Here is an 18,919-nt window from a genome sequence, read left to right as displayed (position 1 = left end):
AGTCCTGCCGCCCAGGTGTCTGACAGTCTGTTATCGAATAATGACGGCGTGCACCTTGCCCGGGCCGTGGATGCCGATCGTCAGATCGTTCTCGATGTCGGCGCTGCGGCTCGGGCCGGTGATCAGATTAAGCGAGGCCGGCATGTCGACCGCGTCCGGATAGCGTTGCTTGAACTGCTCGAACGCTTCGCCGATCCGGAACACCAGCTGATCTGCGCGGAACACGGCCAGCAGGGCGTCCGTTAGCAGACTGACCGAGCGTCCCTTGCCGCCATGGCTGAACAACGCCAGCGAGCTGGTCGAGGAGACGGCGTAATCTGGCCAGACGATGCCAAGTCTGCATGTCTCGGTAGCCCGCAGCAGCCGCTCTCGCTGCTGCCACACTCCGCCCACGCCGCTCGGCGACGCCCCAGGCTCGATGCCATCCGCGCCGTCCTCGCGCCACGGTACGATCTCGATGCCCGCCTCGCGGACGGGTCCGTCGAAGCCAAGCGCGATCAGCGCCTCATGCTCCCAGCGCGTAATCCGCGTGATCCCGTGCTCCTCGCAGATCTGACGGATATAGGCCGCCACCGCGGCAGGCGCCTCCGCCTCGCTGACGACCAGCACCTTGCCGCTCAGCGCCGTCCAGTTGGCCATGAACTGCTCGATATGCTCCTCCTGCGTCATCTGGCGCTGCGTGTAGAATTCCGGCGCTCCCTTGAACGGCCGCTCCGGCGGCGTCTGGCCCGGCGTCCGGCGTCCCAGACGGGAGGCGATGTGGGTCATGAAGGCGTCGCGACCGGTCATCCTGCCGGGCGCGCGTCGTTCGGACGAAGTGCTCATCGCTTGCCTCCCTCCTTCCGTCTGCTCGCCAGCTCCTGCTGCAGCGCGCCCCACTTGTCGCGGAACGACTGCTTGGGCAGCATCGGCATGAAGCGCGACTGCGTCCACCCCGAGAGCGGCGGCGGGCCGGCCTTGATCATGCCGTCGCGCACGAGCGGCTTCTGCATATAGTAGGCCGACTTGGTCGCCAGCTTGTAGAGCTTGATGTTGCCGAAGATCGTCTGATACGACTTGAAGGCGATCCGCTCCGGCAGCGACGTCAGCTTCATCTTCACCTTGCGATGTCGCAGATGGACGAGCATGTCATGGAGCGGGATCTTCACCGGACACGCCTCGTAGCAAGCCCCGCACAGGCTGGAGGCATAGGCCAGCGTACCCGCTTCCTTCATATCCTGCTGCAGGAGCGGCGTCAGCACCGCGCCGATCGGCCCGCTATAGACAGAGCCATACGTATGGCCGCCGACATGGCGATATACCGGACACACATTGAGACAGGCAGCGCAGCGGATGCAGTTCAGCACCTCCTGGAAGATCGGGTCGCCGAGCTGCTCCGAACGGCCGTTGTCGAGGATGATCACATGCAGCTCCTCCGGGCCGTCCAGATCGCCGCTCGCCCTCGGTCCGGTCAGGATCGATGTATACGTCGTCAGCTTCTGCCCGGTGGCGCTGCGGGCGAGCAGGTTGAGCACGACCTCGAGGTCCTCGAAGGTCGGCACGAGACGCTCCATGCCCATGACGACGACATGCACTTTGGGCAACGTCGACACCATGCGGCCGTTCCCTTCATTGGAGACGAGCGTGATCGAGCCCGACTCGGCGACGCCGAAGTTGCAGCCGGTGAGCCCGATATCCGCCTCCAGGAAGTAATTGCGCAGCTTCTTGCGAGCGTACTCGGCCAGCACCTTAGTCTCCGGCTCGAAGTGCTCGCCCGAGGCGTCGGTGAACAGCTCGGCGATCTGCTGCTTGTTTTTGTGGATCGCCGGGATGATCAGATGCGACGGCGTCTCGCGGGCCAGCTGCAGGATATACTCGCCCAGATCGGTCTCGATCGCCTCGATCCCCTTCTTCTCCAGCTCCTGGTTCAAATGGATCTCCTCGGACACCATCGACTTGCCCTTGGCGACCAGCTTCGCCTTGTTGCGCTCGGCGATGTCCATGAATGTCCGTACCGCATCCTTGCCTTCCTTGCAGAAGTATACATTCCCTCCGCCCTGGACGACATTGTCCGCGAACTGTCCGAGATAATAATCGAGGTTGGCGATTGTGTGCGAACGGATCGCCCGCCCGCGCTCGCGCCAGGCCTCCCAGTCGCCAAACGTGTCCATCGCCTGGAGCCGGCCGTTCTTCAGCTTGTCGGTTGTGAACGCGACCGCCTTGCGCAGGAACTCGTCGTTCAGCGCATGCTTCGTCCGCGACTTCAGCCCGCTGCCGATCCGCTCGTCTACCGCCGTATTGCCATGTCCACTCATCGCTTCGCTCTCCCTTCCTCTAGCAGCTGCGCCAGATGCATGACCCGCACCGGCTTGCCTTCCTTGTTGAGCCGGCCGCCGATATTCATCATGCAGCCCATATCCGTGCCGACCAGCACCTCTGCTCCTGACTTGCACACATTAGCTGCCTTCTCGCATACCATCGCTTCCGACATGTCAGCCATCTTGATCGCGAAGGTGCCGCCAAAGCCGCAGCAATCGTCGCGACTGGGCAGATCCTGATACTCGATATCGGCGACAGCGGACAGCAGCTGCATCGGCTCATCCTTCACTCCGAGCAGTCGCATCCCGTGGCACGACGGGTGATACGTAACCTTGTGCGGGAAGGATGCGCCGACATCGGTCACGCCGAGCACACCGACGAGAAATTGCGAGAATTCGTACATCTTGCCGACCAGCGCCTCCGCCTTGGCTGCCCACTCCGGCTCATCGCGGAACAGATACGGGTAGAAATGATGCACCATGCCGGCGCAGGAGCCGGACGGAGAGACGACATAATCGCTATGCTCGAACGCCCGGATCAACTGCCGCGACACCTCGCGCGCCTCGTCCTGATAGCCGCTATTGAACGCTGGTTGACCGCAGCAGCTCTGCGCTTCGGGGAAATCAACCTCGCAGCCGTAATCGGTCAATATGCGGGCAACGCTTTCAACAACCTCTGGGTACAGATTATCCGCCAGACAGGTGACAAACAATGATACTTTCATGGCTGAACCCCTCTGCATGCAATGTATAATTCATATGTTATCAGGTTATCAGACATCTGTGAAAAAGAAAAGGGGGATGACAAAAAAAATCACAACAAAGCCCGCCTTCCATGATCAACTCGTGATCGAAAGCGGACTTGTTGAACAAAATCCGTGATCTATTGCTCAGCGCCGACTACCCTTTGAGATAGGCTCTCAGCACCCGCTCGACGTGATCGAGGTGGCTGCGCATCGCCTGCTCCGCCCCTGGAGGATCGCGCCGGGCGACCGCATCATAGATCGCCTGATGCTCCTCCCACAGGCGATGCGACACCTCGGCATTGCTATAGATCTGCAGCCGTCTCGTCTCGCGGATCGCCGCCTCCATCTGCGCGGAGATCGACTCGAGCAGCCGCACCATAATGCTGTTATGCGTCGCCTCCACGAGCAACTGGTGGAAGCGCAGATCCGCAGCCTCGCCAGCCGTCTCGTCGCCGATATGCGCCTTCATACTCCCGAGCAGCGTCTGCAAGGCCGCCAGATCCGAGTCGGTATGCTTGACGGCTGCGATCGCGCTGCCGGCAATCTCCAGCGCCTTGCGCGCCTCGAGCAGCTCCAGCACCGACTCCTTGCCGGGCAAGAGCAGCTCCGGCAGCTCCAGCTCCGTCGGACTGAGCTCGCGGACAAAGCAGCCCTCGCCCTGACGGATCTCGATCAAGCCTTTGGCTTTGAGCGCGCTCAGCGCCTCGCGCATCGTCGAGCGGCCGACGCGGAACTGCTCGGACAGCTCCTTGGTCGAGGGCAGCTTGTCGCCGCTTACCCAGCCGCCCTGTTCGATGCGCGACTGCAGCTGCTCGGCGATTTGCTCATAGATTTTTTGCGTTCTGATCTTGCCGAATTGTTGCATGGCTTGTTCCTCCGACTGAGGATGGTACGTGCTGCTTAGGCTTGTCCAGGCGAAACCTCAGGCGTCGTCAGCTTGTCATAGAAGTCGACGACGCGATCCTTGTCCGCCGTGCTGCGCAGCGCCATCGCCGAGCGCGGATGCTCGTCGAACATGCCGGTAATCATGTAAGGGATGATGTAGCCCCACTCTTCCTTCTCGCGAAGCGGCAGCATGTATTGCTCGATCATGTCCAGCACCGGACGGACGTTGTATTTTGGATTTTTCAGATTGGCGACCAGCAACTCCGTCGGACAGTTGCCAGCGGCGCGGCCCATGCCATAGACGGAAGCGTCCAGCAGCTCGACGCCCTTGTCGACCGAGACGAGCGTGTTGGCGAACGCCAGCTGCATGTTATTGTGCGTATGCACGCCCAGACGTTTCTTCGGCAGATGCTTTTTGAACTTGTCCACCAGCAGGTTAAAGTCGCTCGGCGCAAGGCTGCCGTAGGAGTCGACGATGTAGACGACGTCGACGACGCTGTCATTGATCTGCTCGAACGCTTCCAGCAGCTGATGCTCCATCACGTTGGAGAGCGCCATAATGTTTAATGTTGTCTCATAGCCGCGCTCGTGGAACAGCTTCACCAGCTCGAGCGCCTTGTCCACATCCTGGATGTAAGTGGCGACGCGGATCAGGTCGAGCAGACTCTCCTCGCGCGGCAGGATGTCGCTCTCGTCGACGCGGCCGATATCGACCAGCGCGGACAGCTTGGTGTCGAGCTTCTGCGGGATGACCTTGCGCAGGAAGTCGTCGTCGAGGAAGCGCCATGGACCGGCGGCGTCGGCCCCCTTGAGCAGCTTCGGCGAGTTTTTGTAGCCAATCTCCATATATTCCACGCCAGCTTCGTTCAGACTGTTGTACAGATGCTGGACGAATTCGATACTGAAGTCCCAGTTGTTGACGAGTCCGCCGTCGCGGATTGTGCAGTCGACAATTTTGTAATTGGTTGCTGCTTTTGCATTCATCGCTTCGTTGCCCCTTTAACATAAATTCAATGATTCCATCATTCTTTCCATCATACTGTAAAGCAGCCTTGAACGCAAAGCTAAAGTAGGGCGAGCCGCGACAAAAAGGGCCATCCGTGAAGGAAGGCCCTTAAACTTGCCGTTACTGACTGGCCAGCGCTTCGCGGACGCGCGGCGCGACCTCGGTGCCGAGCAGCTCGATCGCCCGCATCACCTGGTCATGCGGCATCGTGCCGAGCGGCATATGGATCAGGAAGCGCGTAATGCCGACGTTGCGGTGAAGATCGATGATCTTGGTCGCCACCGTCTCGGGATCGCCGACATAGAGCGCGCCCTGGCGGCTGCGCGCGGCATCGTACGAATCGCGCGTGTACGGAGGCCAGCCGCGCTCCTGGCCGATCTTGTTCATGACGCTCTGCGTCGATGGGAAAAACTGCTCGACCGCCTGCTCGTTCGTATCGGCCACGAAGCCGTGCGAATGGGAGGCGACCGTCAGCTTGCTCGGGTCGTGACCGGCGCGCTCGGCAGCGCGCTTGTAGAGCTGGACGAGCGGCGCAAACTGCGCCGGCTGACCGCCGATGATCGCCAGCGCCAGCGGCAGGCCGAGCTGGCCGGCGCGGACGACCGACTCCGGCGTGCCGCCCGAGGCGATCCATACCGGCAGCGGGCTCTGCACCGGACGCGGGTACACGCCAAGACCCGGGATCGCCGACGTATGCTTGCCGCCCGGCCACTGGACCTTTTCGCTCTCGCGAAGGCGCAGCAGCAGCGCCAGCTTCTCCTCGAACAGTTCGTGATAGTCGTTCAGATCGTAGCCGAACAGCGGGAATGACTCGATAAACGAGCCGCGGCCCGCCATAATCTCCGCCCGCCCCTCCGACAGTCCGTCCACCGTCGCAAACGCCTGGAACACCCGAATCGGATCGTCAGACGAGAGGACCGTCACCGCACTGCTGAGACGGATACGCTTGGTCTGCGTAGCAGCCGCAGCGAGGACCAGCGCCGGTTTGGAGGCCGCATAGTCTTCCCGGTGATGCTCGCCGACCGCATACACATCCAGTCCCACCTTGTCAGCCAGGACGATTTCCTCGACGACCTCGCGCAGTCGCTGGGCATGGCTCATCACCTCGCCGGTCTGCGGATCGGGCGAGGTTTCTACGAATGTACTGATACCGATTTCCATTTATATAGCTCCCCTTTACTAACTTTTATTAAGTAGCTATACTATGACTCATTTGCGCCAAAATGTCAAGTCCCGCCTGTCGCAGCAGCTCCACTTAGGTTATTGTGAGCTGCTCCCGAACAGGCGGGCCTGAAGGTTGGTCCTCTTATGACAGGCTGGCTCGGCGCTCCTCCAGCAAGCGGTCAAACGCCGCGTCCAGACGGTCTTGGAAGTCTTTGATCTCCGGGATGTCCTGACGATCCTCGGGCGTACCCTTGTAGACGCTCCCCCCGGTCTCCGCCAATACATCAAGGAAGCGTTGGGCGAGCTGACCGACTACCGTATCCGGGTGCTCCTCCGCTATGCGTTGATAGCTGGCTTGAGCCTCCTCCTTCACTTTGAGCGTCTCATAGTCAAAGTTAGGCGTATTGTTCATCCCGTAAAAGTATTTGTCCATGTAGTCCTTGACGAGCAGCGTCCTTACTTCCTTGGCTTCGGGCGTGCCCGGGTACAGCTTCAGATAGTCCTCCGCCGCCAACAGCCGGAGCGCCACATCGTCCCAGCTGATGATCAGACCGCCGTCGCTTGCCGACATGTAGTCCGATTCCAGCGCCTTCAGCTCGATGTAAGCCGCCAGATCGTAGCTGAGGGCTTCCGTATAGTTGCGAAATGCGCCATAATCGACGATCGGAAAATACGAGCCCTCCGTCGTAATCAATTTATAATTGCCCGCCAGCTTGGTACGAATCAGGTCGCGAACGGCTTCATCAGGTATCGCATCCACATCGTCCTCAGTCACAGGCAGTTGAAGGCCGGCCAGCACCGGCTGCAGGTCTTCACTGAAAAACTGCTCCTGCGTCCGCTCCAGATCATCCTCGTAAAAAGCGAACATGTCGCGAATCATCGTATCCGCCAACTCGTTCGAAGCCTCGGACAGTCGCGAATCGACAAAGGCGATCAGCTCTGCTGCTTCATTTGCTTCATCCTTGACCGTCTCCCATTGCTCGCGGAGCTCGGCCTCGGCGTCCTCTTCCTCCTGTGCGGGCGGTTGTTGCTCTACAGGCTCGGTTGGGTCGACGGGTTCCGGACTTGGTTCGCTTTTTGTACACCCCGTCGCCGTTATGGCTGAGGCCAGCACCGCCACCAACATCAGTCTGGTCCAGGCAATTCGCTTCATCGCGCCTCTCAGCTCCTTTTTGCGCAGAAGACTCTCTGCACTTTCTTACCCTATTGACGATGCAGGTGAATCCGAAGTTGCGGCTTCGAACTCAGCATACCCTCGTCAGCAGTCGGGCGGAACAGCCGCTACTCCTCGGCTATAGTCTTCGCGATGAAACGCATGTTATGCAGCAACCGGACGCAACCAACCCGTACTTCGTACTTAGGCCGACTTGCTGCGACCAAGACGCGTATCGACAGCAGCCACCCGACTGCCCGCGACGAGCAGGTGCAACGTCATCAGCCCAAGCGCCAGATGCAGCTCATTGCCCGAGAAGCCGCCGCCCCATGAGACGGTGAAGGTTGCGACCAGCAGGATGATCAGGAAGGCGATGCTGACGAGACGCGTGCCTAGCCCGATCATCATGCAGATACCGCCGACCAGCTCGACCAATGCGACGACATACGCCATAAACCCCGGGATGCCCAAGCTTTCAAAAAAGCCGACGGTACCGTCAATTCCCCCCTGAAACTTTTGCCAGCCATGCACCAAAAAAATAAGTCCCAGCCCGATCCGAATGATCAGGCTTCCCACCTCAACATACGATGTCTTCATACAACATTCTCCTCTCCAATTCACACTACGCATCGTAGTGTTTTTGTGTATTACAGCGCCATAACAGGCCTAGTAGAGCGAACCCTAAATAAACGAAGAATGAAGCGTGGAGAGGAGGCAGCAGCGATCGGAAGCCCCCTCTCCTCGCAACGCAGATCGGAACGGCATTTCATAGCGAACTTACTAGACGATCGCCCACAGCAGGAGCGACATCAGCGCCACAACAGATATCGTCGAGTACAATACAGTTGGCCAAGGCACTCGAAGCTTGACGTCCTGTCGCGGATCGAGGATCATGCGGATGCGATAGTTGACCGCATGCTCGGCGAACGACACATGCGCATAAGGCTGGGGACGAGTCTGACCTGCACGGATCAGCTTCAGCAGAGCGCTGCCGACATGCGCCTCGCTTCCCTGTTGGCCAGAGGCATAAGCATCTGCGAGAATCTCTCTCGCCAGGTGATAGCTGTCAGCCAGCCAGCGCAGCAGCGGGATATAGCAGAATACGGAGGCGTGCAGACGCATCAGGAATGTCTTCAGCGGATCATGATGCCGCAGATGATGGAGCTCATGGAGGATCACTGCGCGCTCCTCTTCCTCATCCAGCATCGCCAGCATCCCGGTAGACAGCACCACGCGGCGCTTGACGAAGCCCATCGCAAACGCCAACGGCGCCGATGCATGGATGACCAGCAATCGCCCTTCCGTCGCCTCGCCATACTTCATCATTAGCCGTTTCGTCGCCCGGATGTCTACACTGCCGGCCAGTTTCTGTCCGGCCCGATGCAGCATCCACGTCTGCCGGAGCACCGCGAATGCCAGAGCTGCCAGCGTCATCAGGACGAGCGCATCCAGCAGATAAGCAATCGAGAAAATTCCCATCGACCGCATCCACATATTGCACCATTGAAACAAATTGCTCTCCAGATTCCATCCCCAAATCAGATGGCACGCGTAGAGCAGCATCTGAGTCGATACGATGCCCGAGATGAGCATCGAGAGAGCAAAAGCGTTGCGCGATCGATTATGCCACATCAGGATCGTTCCTTTTTTAGTTGTTGAATCCGCTTTTCCAATTGGTCCAGCAGATCGGGGTTGACTTCGTCGAGCGCATCCACCATATGATTGACGATCAAGGGGCCGAACTCGTCCAACAGCTCTCCGCTCAGCTCCTTCGACTGGGCCTCCAGGAACTCCTCGCGCGAGCGCGTCGGTCGATACAACGAGGCTTTGCGTACCCGCAGCTTTTCCAGAAAACCTTTGTCGACCAAGCGATTCATCACCGTCATCACCGTATTAAAGCTCAGCGGCTTGTCCTGGCGCAGCTCGAGCTGATGCTGCACATCCTTGATCGTCAGCTCCGGATGATCCCACAGGATCGTCATCACGCGGGCCTCCAAGGGGCCAAAGAAACGATTCATCCCCCTCTCGTGATATTTGAAATTCTCTATCTTCATCTATCCCACCCCTCACACTACGTATTGTAGTGCAGACGCTTCGGGCTTGTCAAATGCCCCTGTGGCGATATGCAAACTATGCGTGCAAACGCAACTGCCAGTGGAACACAACGCAAGAGAGCACGCGTCCAAAGGAACACAACGCAAGATAGCGCGTCCAAAGGAACACAACGCGCATCCAAAGGAACATAGGTATCGCTATTTGGCCACTTATTGCGATTTTGAGCGATGTTGGGAACATAGGTAATCTTATTTGGCTCGTCCACCCCGGTTTTGCGTGTTTTTGCCACATATAAGGTTACTCATGTTCCTTCAAACCTCGAAACTCAGCAAAATGGGCGAAATAAGGTGATGTATGTTCCTTCGCCTATCTATGACCAATGAAACACATCAAAAAAACGCATGCCCGCTATGGGACATGCGTCAGAGTTCCGCTGTGCTCGACGAATAGATCGGCAGCCAGCGCCTAAACGTCGCCAATTCTCACCGAAAAACGGCGGATGTCGGCGACTAGGCTGCGGCCTGCGAACTACAAAGCCGCGATCTGCACGCGCACATCGAGCTCGCGCAGACGCGCCTGGAAGACGTCGTCGATCTTGTCGTCGGTGATAATCGTGTCCACCTTGGTCAGGTCCGCCACATGCGCGAATGTCTTCAGGCCGAACTTGCTGTAGTCCGCCAGCAAATACACCTGCTCGGCCATCCCGATCATCCGGCTCTTGATGATCGCCTGCTGCTCGTTGGTCTCGCTGATGCCTCGCTCCAGATGGATGCCCTTGCACGAGATGAACGCCTTGTCGACATGATAGGACTCCAGGGAGCGCTCGGCAAGCGGGCCGACATAGGACATCGATCGCGGCGCCAGCGTACCGCCCGTGGAGATGACCTCCACCCGCTCTTTGGCGCTCAGCGCGATCGCTACCTGGATCGAGTTGGTCAGCACCGTGAGCGGGATGTCCGGCAGGATCGAGGCCATGTACCAAGCTGTCGTGCTGGCGTCGAGAATGATCCGATCGCGCGGCTCGATGAGCAGCACCGCCTCGGCGGCGATCCGCTTCTTCTCCTCCATATGCGCGATCTCCCGTTCTGTATGCGGGGTCTCGTGCTGCTGCTCCTTGATGCTGACAGCTCCGCCGTGACTGCGCTTGAGGCGTCCGGCTTGCTCGAGCCGATCCAGATCCCGACGGATCGTCTCCTCCGTCACGCCACACAGCTCGCTCAGCTCCGACACCCGGATGCTGCCACGCTCATTGACCCATTGCACGATTCGCTCATACCGCTCCATGACGAGCATCCCTCTCACCTCCCGCTATTCGTTAGCGCAGCCCCGTTAGCTGCACAAATCCCGCGTACGCCTCATCCCATACCGCCGAATTCTGCGGCTCATAGATCTCCATAGGGAAGGAGTCGCGAACGATCTGTCTCGCTTCACCGATCGTCGTAATCTTGCCCAATGTCATGTATTGTACCAGAATATTGCCGATCGCGCTCCCCTCGATAGGTCCGGCCCAGACCGGCTTGCCGATCGCGTCCGCCGTCAGCTGACAGAGCAGACGATTCTGGATGCCGCCGCCGACCATATGCAGCCCTCCGTACGCTACACCTGCCAGCTCGGACGTGAGGCCCAGGATATAGCGGTACTTGAGCGCCAGCGAATCCGTCACGCAACGGATGATCGCGCCTGGCGTCTCGGGCACCGGCTGGCCGGTGCGGCGACAATACGCCTGGACGGCCGAAGGCATATGCGCAGGGTTGAAAAACGCATCGTCATCCGGATCGATCAGACTGACGCACGCTTGCTCGGCGCGTGCCAGCTCGACCAGCTCTGCGAAGCCGATGTCCTGTCCCTCCTGCACCCAGATGCGGCGACACTCCTGGATGATCCACAGCCCCATGATGTTCTTGAGCAGACGGAAGGTGCCGCCAACCCCGCCTTCGTTGGTGAAGTTCAGCTCGCGGGCGCGCTCGGTCAGCACCGGCTCCGACACCTCGGTCCCCATCAGCGACCAGGTGCCGCAGCTCAAGTAAGCGAACGGCGCCTCGCCCGCCGGCACAGCCGCGACAGCGGAGCCCGTATCGTGCTCGGCCACCGCAATGACCGGGCAGACCGGGACATCCAGCTCCTCCGCCAGCTCTGGGCGAAGCTGGCCGACGACCGTGCCTGGCATGACGACCGGCGCGAACAGCTCGGGACGCAGGCCGAGCCGCGTCATCAGCTCGCGATCCCAGTCCATCCGCTGCGGATCATACAGTTGGGTCGTCGTCGCGTTGGAGAATTCGCTCGTCTGCTCCCCGGTCAGGTAATAGCGCAGCAGGTCCGGGATCATCAGCAGCCGCTCCGCCTGCTCCAGCGTCACCGAGCCGCGCTGCCGCATCGCGTGGAGCTGGAAGATCGTGTTGAACTGCAGGAACTGGATGCCGGTCCGTCCGAACAGCTCCTGCTCCGGCACCTGCGCGAACACCTCCGCCATCGCTCCGTCTGTCTGATGGTCGCGATAGTGGTACGGATTGCCGAGCAGCTCGCCATGTCGATCCAGCAGGCCAAAGTCGACGGCCCACGAATCGATGGCGATGCTGGAGAAGGCCAGACCTTGCTGTCTCGCCTTGATGATGCCCTGCTTGATCTCGTGGTACAGCCGCAGGATATCCCAATGCAGATGCTTGCCGGTCCGCACCGGATCATTGGCGAAGCGGTGCACCTCCTGGACCGTCAGCTTGCCGTCCGCCAAAGTGCCGATCAGCGCTCTGCCGCTGCTCGCGCCAAGGTCGAAGGCGATGACGCTGCTCACCAGCTGGCACCGCCCTTGCCGCGAGGCGCGATGCTCTCCTCGTAGCCGCTCTCCAGATACGCCTTCATTGGGTCAGCCGGCAAGCCCTGCTCCTCGCGCACCGCTTGCAGCAGAGGCGTCACATCGAACTCCGACGCCTTGCGCACCGCGTCCTCGGCCGCCAGTACGTCGCCCGCTTCCTGCGCCGCGCGCACCTCGTCATGATTGATCAGCAGCGCTTTGGCATACTGGGTTTGCACGTTGAGCACCGAGCGAATCATCGCCGGGATTTTGCGCTCGATATTATGCGACTGGTCGATCATATAGGCGATATTGCTCACAGTATCGCGGATCGCGCCCTGGTCGTCCTGCGACGCCTCGAGGATCTGATAGAAGATCAGGAACAGCTCATACGGATTGATCGTGCCGACGATCAGGTCGTCGTCTGCGTACTTGCGGCTGTTGAAGTGGAAGCCGCCGAGCTTTTGCTCGTCGATCAGGTAAGCGACGATATGCTCAACGTTGATCCCTTGGGCATGGTGCCCCGTGTCGACCAGCACCTGCGCTTGCGGGCCGAGCTTGTTCGCCATATTGAACGACATGCCCCAGTCTGCCAGGTCGGTATGGTAAAATGCCGGCTCGAACGTCTTGTACTCGATCAGCATCCGCATCTGCGGCGTCAAGGCCGCATACATCTCGGCGAGCGCTTCATGCATCCACGCCTTGCGCTTGCGGATGTTGCCTTGACCCGGATAGTTGGTGCCATCGGCGAACCACAGGCTGATGTCGCGCGAGCCGGTTGCCTTGGCGATGTCGACGCACTCCAGCAGATGCTCGGTCGCCTTGCGACGGATTGCTGCATCGGTATGGCAGACGCTGCCCAGCATGTATTCCTCGTCCTGGAACAGGTTCGGATTGACCGCGCCGATCGACAGATTCAGACTTTCGGCATGGCTGCGCAGCTTGTCGTAGTCGTCGACTTTGTCCCACGGGATATGGATGGCGACCGATTTGCAGGCGCCGGTATATTTGTGTACTTGAGCCGCATCATCGAACTTCTCGAACGGGTTGCGAGGCACGCCGTTTTTTGGGAACACCTTGAAGCGCGTGCCGGAGTCGCCATAGCCCCAGGAGGGCGTCTCGATCTGAAGCGATTTCAATTGTTGTCTGACAGCTCCGAGGTCGATGCCGCGTGCCTGCTGCTGCTCCTCGAAAAGCTGGTATGCGCGATCTGTCATCGTATATTCTCCTCTACCATTTTAATATAGATGCTCTATGCCGGACATGCTCCTACAGGAGCGGATGAGCCATCGTCGTCATCAAGGCGTTTTCCGACTGGGTCGAGTCCAGGCGGCTGTACTGGATAATAACCGGCACATCGCTGGTCACCTCCACCGCATACGGCACGCCGACCGGGATCGCTTCGCCGTCCTTCTTGAGCGAGCTGGTGCGGATATGCTTGGTGCGTCGGCCCGCCACATATACTTTGATGTCCTCGAGCGGATCACGGTCTTCATAGAAGACCGTGATGCTCAGCAGGGCATCCTCCGGGCACAGGTTGAGCACACAGATCGATTCGTGGCTCACCAGCGCGCCGGAGCTGACTGCAGGGATATAACAGTCGGGTATGATCCACTGCAGCGCCCCCTTCGTGCGCATAGCGCTCGCCTCCTAACTTAACTTGCTTATCTTGTAAAAGCTGCCGGTACGCCGCCGTCGATCGTCAGCATGCAGCCTGTCGTCTTGGCCGAGCGGGACGATGCGAAGAAGGCGATGCCTTCGGCGATGTCGCTCGGGTAGATGTTGACCAGCAGCGTCGTTCTTTTGCGGTAGTACTCCTCCAGTTGGTCCGGCTCGATGCCGTAAGCGGCCGCCCGCTCATTGCGCCAGTTGGAATTCCAGATCGCCGAGCCTTGCAGGATGGCGTCAGGCAGTACGGTGTTGACCCGGATGCCGAACTCGCCGCCCTCGCTGGCGATACAACGCGCCAGATGAGCCTCGAGCGCCTTCGCTGCGCTGTAGGCCGAGGCGTTTTTGCCAGCGTAGATCGAGTTTTTGGAGCCGATGAATACCATGTTGCCGCCGATCTGCTGCGCCTTCATCTGCTTGAACGCTTCGCGAGCGACCAGGAAATAGCCGGTACCGAGCACGTTGATGTTCAGATTCCACTCCTTGAGCGACGTCTCGTCGAACGGGCTGGAGGTTGCAAGTCCGGCATTGTTGACCAGGATGTCCACGCCGCCATAAGCGATCGCGGTGTCCGCGAAGGCCGCTTGCACCTCCTCCTCCTTGGTCACGTCCATCTTGAGCGCGATCGCCCGGCCTTCGCCGTAAGCGCCGTTGATCTCGTCCGCTACCTTCTGCGCGCCCTCGAGGTTCAGGTCGGCCAGCACGACATGCGCGCCTTCGGAGACGAGACGACGAGCCGTCTCGCTGCCGATGCCGCCGGCGCCGCCAGTGATAAAGGCGATTTTGCGGGAGAACTCCGCCTCGGCCGGAGCAAGCGACAGCTTGTAGAGCTCGAGCGGCCAGTATTCGACGTTGTACGACTCATTCTCGCTCAGCGAGACGAACTCGCCAAGGCTGGTCGCGCCGCGCATAACTGCGATTGCCCGATGGTAGAGCGCGCCGCTCACCTGCGACATCGCCCAGCTCTTGCCCGTATTGACCATGCCGATGCCAGGGATCAGGATAACGCGCGGCGCAGCTTCGAACATTTTGTCGCCGATATGCTTGTTGGCCTCGAAATACGCCACGTACTTGGTCTCGAAAGCGCGGATGCCTGCTTGAACAGCTTCCTTCAGGCTGGCGATGTCGCCGGATGCCGGGTCCCACTCGACATAGAGCGGCACCATCTTCGTATGGACCAGATGATCCGGGCAAGCTGCGCCGACTTGGGACAGTGTGCCTGCATTATGGCTATTGACGAATTGCAGCACGTCGTCGCCGTCATCGTAACTGAGGATCATCTTCTGGCCCTGGCTTACCGCACCCCGGATGACCGGCATGAGCTCGCCGAGCAGCTCGCGGCGCTTCGCCTCAGGCAGCGTCTCGTACTTGGCGCCGCCGAACAGCTTCGCTTCCTCGACGCGAGCTTCGATGAATGCCTCCGCTTCGCTGATGATCTTGATCGTCTGTGCGTAGCACTCCTCCGACGTCTCGCCCCAGGTGACCAGACCATGCTTCTCCATCAGCACGAGCTCGGCGTTAGGGTTGTTCCGCACGCCTTCGGCGATCATCTTGGACAGCGTGAAGCCAGGTCTTACGTAGGGTACCCACACATAGCGGTCGCCGAAGATCTCCTTGGCCAGCTCCTGGCCGTTGTCAGCGCAGCACAGGCTGATGATTGCATCTGGATGCGTATGGTCCACATGCTTGAAGGGAAGGAAGGCATGCAGCAGCGTCTCGATCGAGGCGCGCGGGTGCTTGCTGTCGATCATGCAGTTGACCAGGTAAGCGACCATCTCCTCGTCCGGCATCTCGTCCTTCTCGATGAGCGGCCGGATATCCTCCATTCGCAGACCGGTGAAGTTAGCCGCCTTCATCGTCGCGAGGTCGGAGCCGCTGCCCTTCACATACATTACTTCGACATCGCGGCCGCGGAAATCCTGGACGATCGTCTTTGTCGACGTATTGCCGCCGCCCCAGTTGCACACACGGCGATCCGTACCGATCAGATTGGAACGATAGACGAGCTGGTCCAGCCCTGTTTTCTGCTGCGAAGCCTTTTGGTCATCCCACAAGCTTTGTACCATAATAATTATGCCTCCATTTTTGTTTTATGTTTGTTTATTTCTGTTTGTGCCCATTATAGCATGCGAATTTTGCTTTGAATACCCTTATTTTTGTCCGAATTCCTTGAAGAGAGCGCTATCATTTTATTCTTGCACAGAATGACCCGGCTTTCGCTGACCTCAGACGCAATGCAAGACTCATTAAGTTGAAATAAACCAGTAACAAAAACGAGCGATGCGGGAACTTACTCCCGCACCGCCCTGTATCCACTTTAAAAGTACTTCTGCGCTTCTACACTTCTTCGCCGCTGCTCATCTGCAGCTAGGCTTCACTCCGAATAAAATCCGCCATCGAACGAACGCTCAGCGCTCCCGGCTGTCCGATCGCAAAAGGCTGCGCTTCGTCGTCGCGCTTCTCGAAAGTGACGGTGACCGGCTGTCCCGGCAACAAATCGAAGAAGTTGTCGGAGAACACGCCCTCCGCCTCGGCGGACAGCCACACCTGCTTGGCCAGCGTATCGGTCGTCAGCGTGAACTGCGTACCGCCGCTGCCCTCCACCTCGCGCGCTTCGACCTGAGCCGCAGACAGCGTCAGCTGCTTGCCCGGGACGAAGTAATGCTCCCGGCTGTCCAGCCGTTCCGCGCCACGCCACAGCTCGGCGACCAGCACCGTCCGCACGGGGTCCGCTCCAGCCAGCAGCTCGTCTGTGTCACGGGACACGATCAACGATGCGCTATTGCTAGCCACGGCGGCAGGCAGACTCTCCTCCTTTAGCCGCTTGCCGTCGAAGTCGAACAGTGCCAGCTTTAGCTCGCCTTCGACCGCCGCCAGCGTGTCGTTCAGCAGATGGATGCCGACCTGGCCGTCCTGGCTGCCGTCGATCGACAGCATCGTATCCTGGAAGCTGCGCTTCGCATAATACTGCAACGCCTTCCAGCGGCCATAATAGTCCATGCCCGCCCACGAGGCGACCGGCCAACAGTCGTTCATCTGCCAGTACAATGTCCCCATGCAATACGGCTTGCGGCGCCGGTGTGCCTCGATCGCCGTCTTCATCGCCTCCGCCTGCAGCACCTGACTCAGATAGAGGAAGGCAGGGAAGTCCTTGGGCTCCGGCAGATACTGGTCCATGTATTGCTTGATGATCCGGTTGCCTGCGCCGTTGCGCTGATGCGCCAGCATCACATCCGACTCCAGCGCAAGGTCGGACTCCTCGGCATAGGTGCGCACAGACTTGTACTCCGGGAAGGACTGGAATCCGTACTCGCTCATGAAGCGACCGATATTAACGTTATAATCGTCGAACGGATCTCCCGCATGCCAGACGCCCCAATAATGGATATCGCCCACAGAGGAGCGACTCGTCGCATGCTGTTCCTTATCGCGAGTCAGCGCCTGCATCGGCGAGGACGGCCAGTAGTCGATGCCGTCCGCAAAAGACGAGACAGCAGCAGGCAGGATGTCATGGAACACCGCTTCGTAGTCTGCCCACAGCTTGTCACGCTGCTCCGGCGTGAATGCCTTCTTCCAGCCCCAACCGCCATGCTCGTTGTACTGCGCCCAGGCCGAGTCGATCTCGTTGTTGCCGCACCAGAGGGCAATCGAAGGATGATTGCGCAGTCGCTTGACATTCTCCTCAGCCTCGGCCCGCACATTGTCGAGGAACGCCGGGTCGCCGGGGTACATGCTGCAGGCAAACATAAAGTCTTGCCAGACGAGGATGCCGTACTCGTCGCACAGCTCGTAAAATGCCGTCTGCTCGTAAATGCCGCCCCCCCAAACGCGCAGCATGTTCATATTGGAGGCTGCGGCAGAAGCAACCTCATGACGATAGCGCTCATACGTCATCTCCGTGACGAAGCTGTCGCCCGGGATATGGTTGGCACCCTTGGCGAATACCGGCACGCCGTTCAGCTCGATGTAGAACGTCGCGCCATCGCGATCCTGCTCCCGTACGAGCCGCACCTTCCGCAGTCCGGTGCGCGCCTCGCGCTCCGACGTCCGGCCCATGCGGTCGATGATAGCCCGGAATGTATAGAGATGCGCATCGCCGAGCCCCCGGCACCACCAGAGTCGAGGCTCGGCGAGATCGAGCTGCAGCTCCACCGTGTTGTCACCGGCCTTCAAGTCGACTGTACGCTGCCAAGTCTGTCCCGCAGCCGTCACGGTCAGCTCGGCCGCTCCCGACGCTTCGGCGCGTACGGTCGCGACTGCGGTCAGCTGCGCCCGCTCGGCGCTCACCTCGTCCTGCCGAATATAGAGATCCCCGAACTGGACGCCGCTCCATCCCTCCAGCCGCACCTCGCGCCAGATGCCGCTCGTCACGAGCCGCGGTCCCCAGTCCCAGCCATAGTGGTAGGGAGCCTTGCGGGCGAATATGCTTACCTTGTCATCTCCGAGCCCGCCCAGCTCGGACTGATCATTGCTCGCTGGCAGCGCGTAGCCAAGCGCCCGCAGCTTGGGCAGATCCTCCTGGATCGGCGAGCGGAAGCGGACATGCAGCGTATTGGCGCCTTCGATCAAGTACGGCTTGACATCGACTCGCCAGGACCGGAACATATTGTCGGCCGACAGGATCGCATGGCCGTTCAGCGAGACGTCCGCGTACGTGTCCAGTCCTTCGAACACGAGCTCGATGCGCGTATGGCCGAGCAGCTCCGCCGGCGCCTCGAAGCGAGACTGGTATTCCCAGTCCTGTTTATCGATCCATTGCAGTCGATGCTCATTGGTGCCGTAGAACGGATTTGCGATGCGCTCGTTGCGGTACAGGTCTGTATGTACGCAGCCCGGCACTTGCGCGGGCAGCCATTTCTCCTCCTCGCAGCTCTTGAACTCCCAATTGCCAATCGTCCATTTCATCTCGCCCATGGCCAGCCTCCAGTTATTTTTGTTAGTATATTGTGTTTTTATTAGTTCATAATTACACGAGAATACTAACACTTCTAACAGTTCTGGTCAATCGCTCGATAACCTAAAATAACACGATGCCTGCAATCGCCGAGCCGATCATCACTGGCAGCGGATGGAGGCGAAACTTGACCATCGCCACAAAGCAGCCGGCAGCAATCGCCAGCGTACCGATAAACGTCCAGCTGCCGACACCCTCGGAGG

The 18,919-nt window shown here is 59.6% G+C and carries 16 protein-coding genes; all 16 read right to left on the bottom strand.

Features of this window, described 5'->3' with window-relative positions; genetic code table 11:
- Positions 1-30 precede the first annotated feature (30 nt).
- The 16 genes from PA598K_RS11650 to PA598K_RS11575 all read right to left on the bottom strand — a co-directional run bounded on the left by PA598K_RS11650 (position 31) and on the right by PA598K_RS11575 (position 18,676).
- Entirely contained in the window at positions 31-825 is a 795-nt protein-coding gene (locus tag PA598K_RS11650) for a LutC/YkgG family protein (protein ID WP_128657122.1), read from the bottom strand.
- Complete coding sequence (locus PA598K_RS11645; RefSeq protein ID WP_128657121.1) at positions 822-2,294, bottom strand: LutB/LldF family L-lactate oxidation iron-sulfur protein; 1,473 nt, start codon at positions 2,292-2,294, stop codon at positions 822-824. Before PA598K_RS11645 ends, PA598K_RS11650 begins: the two co-directional genes overlap by 4 nt.
- Positions 2,291-3,022, bottom strand: a complete 732-nt coding sequence (locus tag PA598K_RS11640) for a (Fe-S)-binding protein (protein WP_128657120.1) — start codon at positions 3,020-3,022, stop codon at positions 2,291-2,293. The genes PA598K_RS11645 and PA598K_RS11640 overlap by 4 nt, the downstream gene beginning before the upstream one ends.
- A gap of 175 nt (positions 3,023-3,197) precedes the next feature.
- Positions 3,198-3,908, bottom strand: coding sequence for a FadR/GntR family transcriptional regulator (locus PA598K_RS11635; RefSeq protein WP_128657119.1), 711 nt, complete (start codon positions 3,906-3,908; stop codon positions 3,198-3,200).
- A gap of 35 nt (positions 3,909-3,943) precedes the next feature.
- Positions 3,944-4,912 carry an aldolase catalytic domain-containing protein gene (locus PA598K_RS11630; protein WP_128657118.1) on the bottom strand — a complete coding sequence of 323 codons (969 nt, stop codon included), beginning with the start codon at positions 4,910-4,912 and terminating at the stop codon, positions 3,944-3,946.
- 142 nt (positions 4,913-5,054) lie between these two features.
- Positions 5,055-6,095 carry an LLM class flavin-dependent oxidoreductase gene (locus PA598K_RS11625; protein ID WP_128657117.1) on the bottom strand — a complete coding sequence of 347 codons (1,041 nt, stop codon included), beginning with the start codon at positions 6,093-6,095 and terminating at the stop codon, positions 5,055-5,057.
- Positions 6,096-6,240: 145 nt separating this feature from the next.
- On the bottom strand, positions 6,241-7,251 hold the full coding sequence (locus PA598K_RS11620; RefSeq protein WP_128657116.1) for a hypothetical protein: 1,011 nt from the start codon (positions 7,249-7,251) through the stop codon (positions 6,241-6,243).
- Positions 7,252-7,455: 204 nt separating this feature from the next.
- Positions 7,456-7,848, bottom strand: a complete 393-nt coding sequence (locus PA598K_RS11615; RefSeq protein WP_128657115.1) for a DoxX family protein — start codon at positions 7,846-7,848, stop codon at positions 7,456-7,458.
- A gap of 183 nt (positions 7,849-8,031) precedes the next feature.
- On the bottom strand, positions 8,032-8,883 hold the full coding sequence (locus PA598K_RS11610; protein ID WP_128657114.1) for a M56 family metallopeptidase: 852 nt from the start codon (positions 8,881-8,883) through the stop codon (positions 8,032-8,034).
- Positions 8,883-9,305 carry a BlaI/MecI/CopY family transcriptional regulator gene (locus PA598K_RS11605; RefSeq protein ID WP_128657113.1) on the bottom strand — a complete coding sequence of 141 codons (423 nt, stop codon included), beginning with the start codon at positions 9,303-9,305 and terminating at the stop codon, positions 8,883-8,885. The genes PA598K_RS11610 and PA598K_RS11605 overlap by 1 nt, the downstream gene beginning before the upstream one ends.
- Before the next feature lie 529 nt (positions 9,306-9,834).
- The gene (locus PA598K_RS11600; RefSeq protein WP_128657112.1) at positions 9,835-10,599 is read right to left on the bottom strand and encodes a DeoR/GlpR family DNA-binding transcription regulator; all 765 of its coding nucleotides are present in this window, start codon (positions 10,597-10,599) and stop codon (positions 9,835-9,837) included.
- A 22-nt stretch (positions 10,600-10,621) separates the two neighbouring features.
- The gene (rhaB, locus tag PA598K_RS11595) at positions 10,622-12,094 is read right to left on the bottom strand and encodes a rhamnulokinase (protein ID WP_128657111.1); all 1,473 of its coding nucleotides are present in this window, start codon (positions 12,092-12,094) and stop codon (positions 10,622-10,624) included.
- Entirely contained in the window at positions 12,091-13,311 is a 1,221-nt protein-coding gene (gene rhaI, locus PA598K_RS11590) for an L-rhamnose isomerase (RefSeq protein WP_128657110.1), read from the bottom strand. The genes rhaB and rhaI overlap by 4 nt, the downstream gene beginning before the upstream one ends.
- Positions 13,312-13,363: 52 nt before the next feature.
- Positions 13,364-13,732, bottom strand: coding sequence for a sensory rhodopsin transducer (locus PA598K_RS11585; RefSeq protein WP_128657109.1), 369 nt, complete (start codon positions 13,730-13,732; stop codon positions 13,364-13,366).
- Positions 13,733-13,758: 26 nt separating this feature from the next.
- Positions 13,759-15,828 carry a bifunctional aldolase/short-chain dehydrogenase gene (locus PA598K_RS11580; protein WP_128657108.1) on the bottom strand — a complete coding sequence of 690 codons (2,070 nt, stop codon included), beginning with the start codon at positions 15,826-15,828 and terminating at the stop codon, positions 13,759-13,761.
- A gap of 301 nt (positions 15,829-16,129) precedes the next feature.
- Positions 16,130-18,676 carry a beta-mannosidase gene (locus PA598K_RS11575; RefSeq protein ID WP_128657107.1) on the bottom strand — a complete coding sequence of 849 codons (2,547 nt, stop codon included), beginning with the start codon at positions 18,674-18,676 and terminating at the stop codon, positions 16,130-16,132.
- Between the last annotated feature and the right edge of the window lie 243 nt (positions 18,677-18,919).

The sequence above is a fragment of the Paenibacillus sp. 598K genome (assembly GCF_003851045.1).
GTDB lineage: Bacteria > Bacillota > Bacilli > Paenibacillales > Paenibacillaceae > Paenibacillus_D.
Note: the sequence above shows the minus strand (reverse complement) of the source record. Positions and strands in the feature narration are given on the sequence as shown.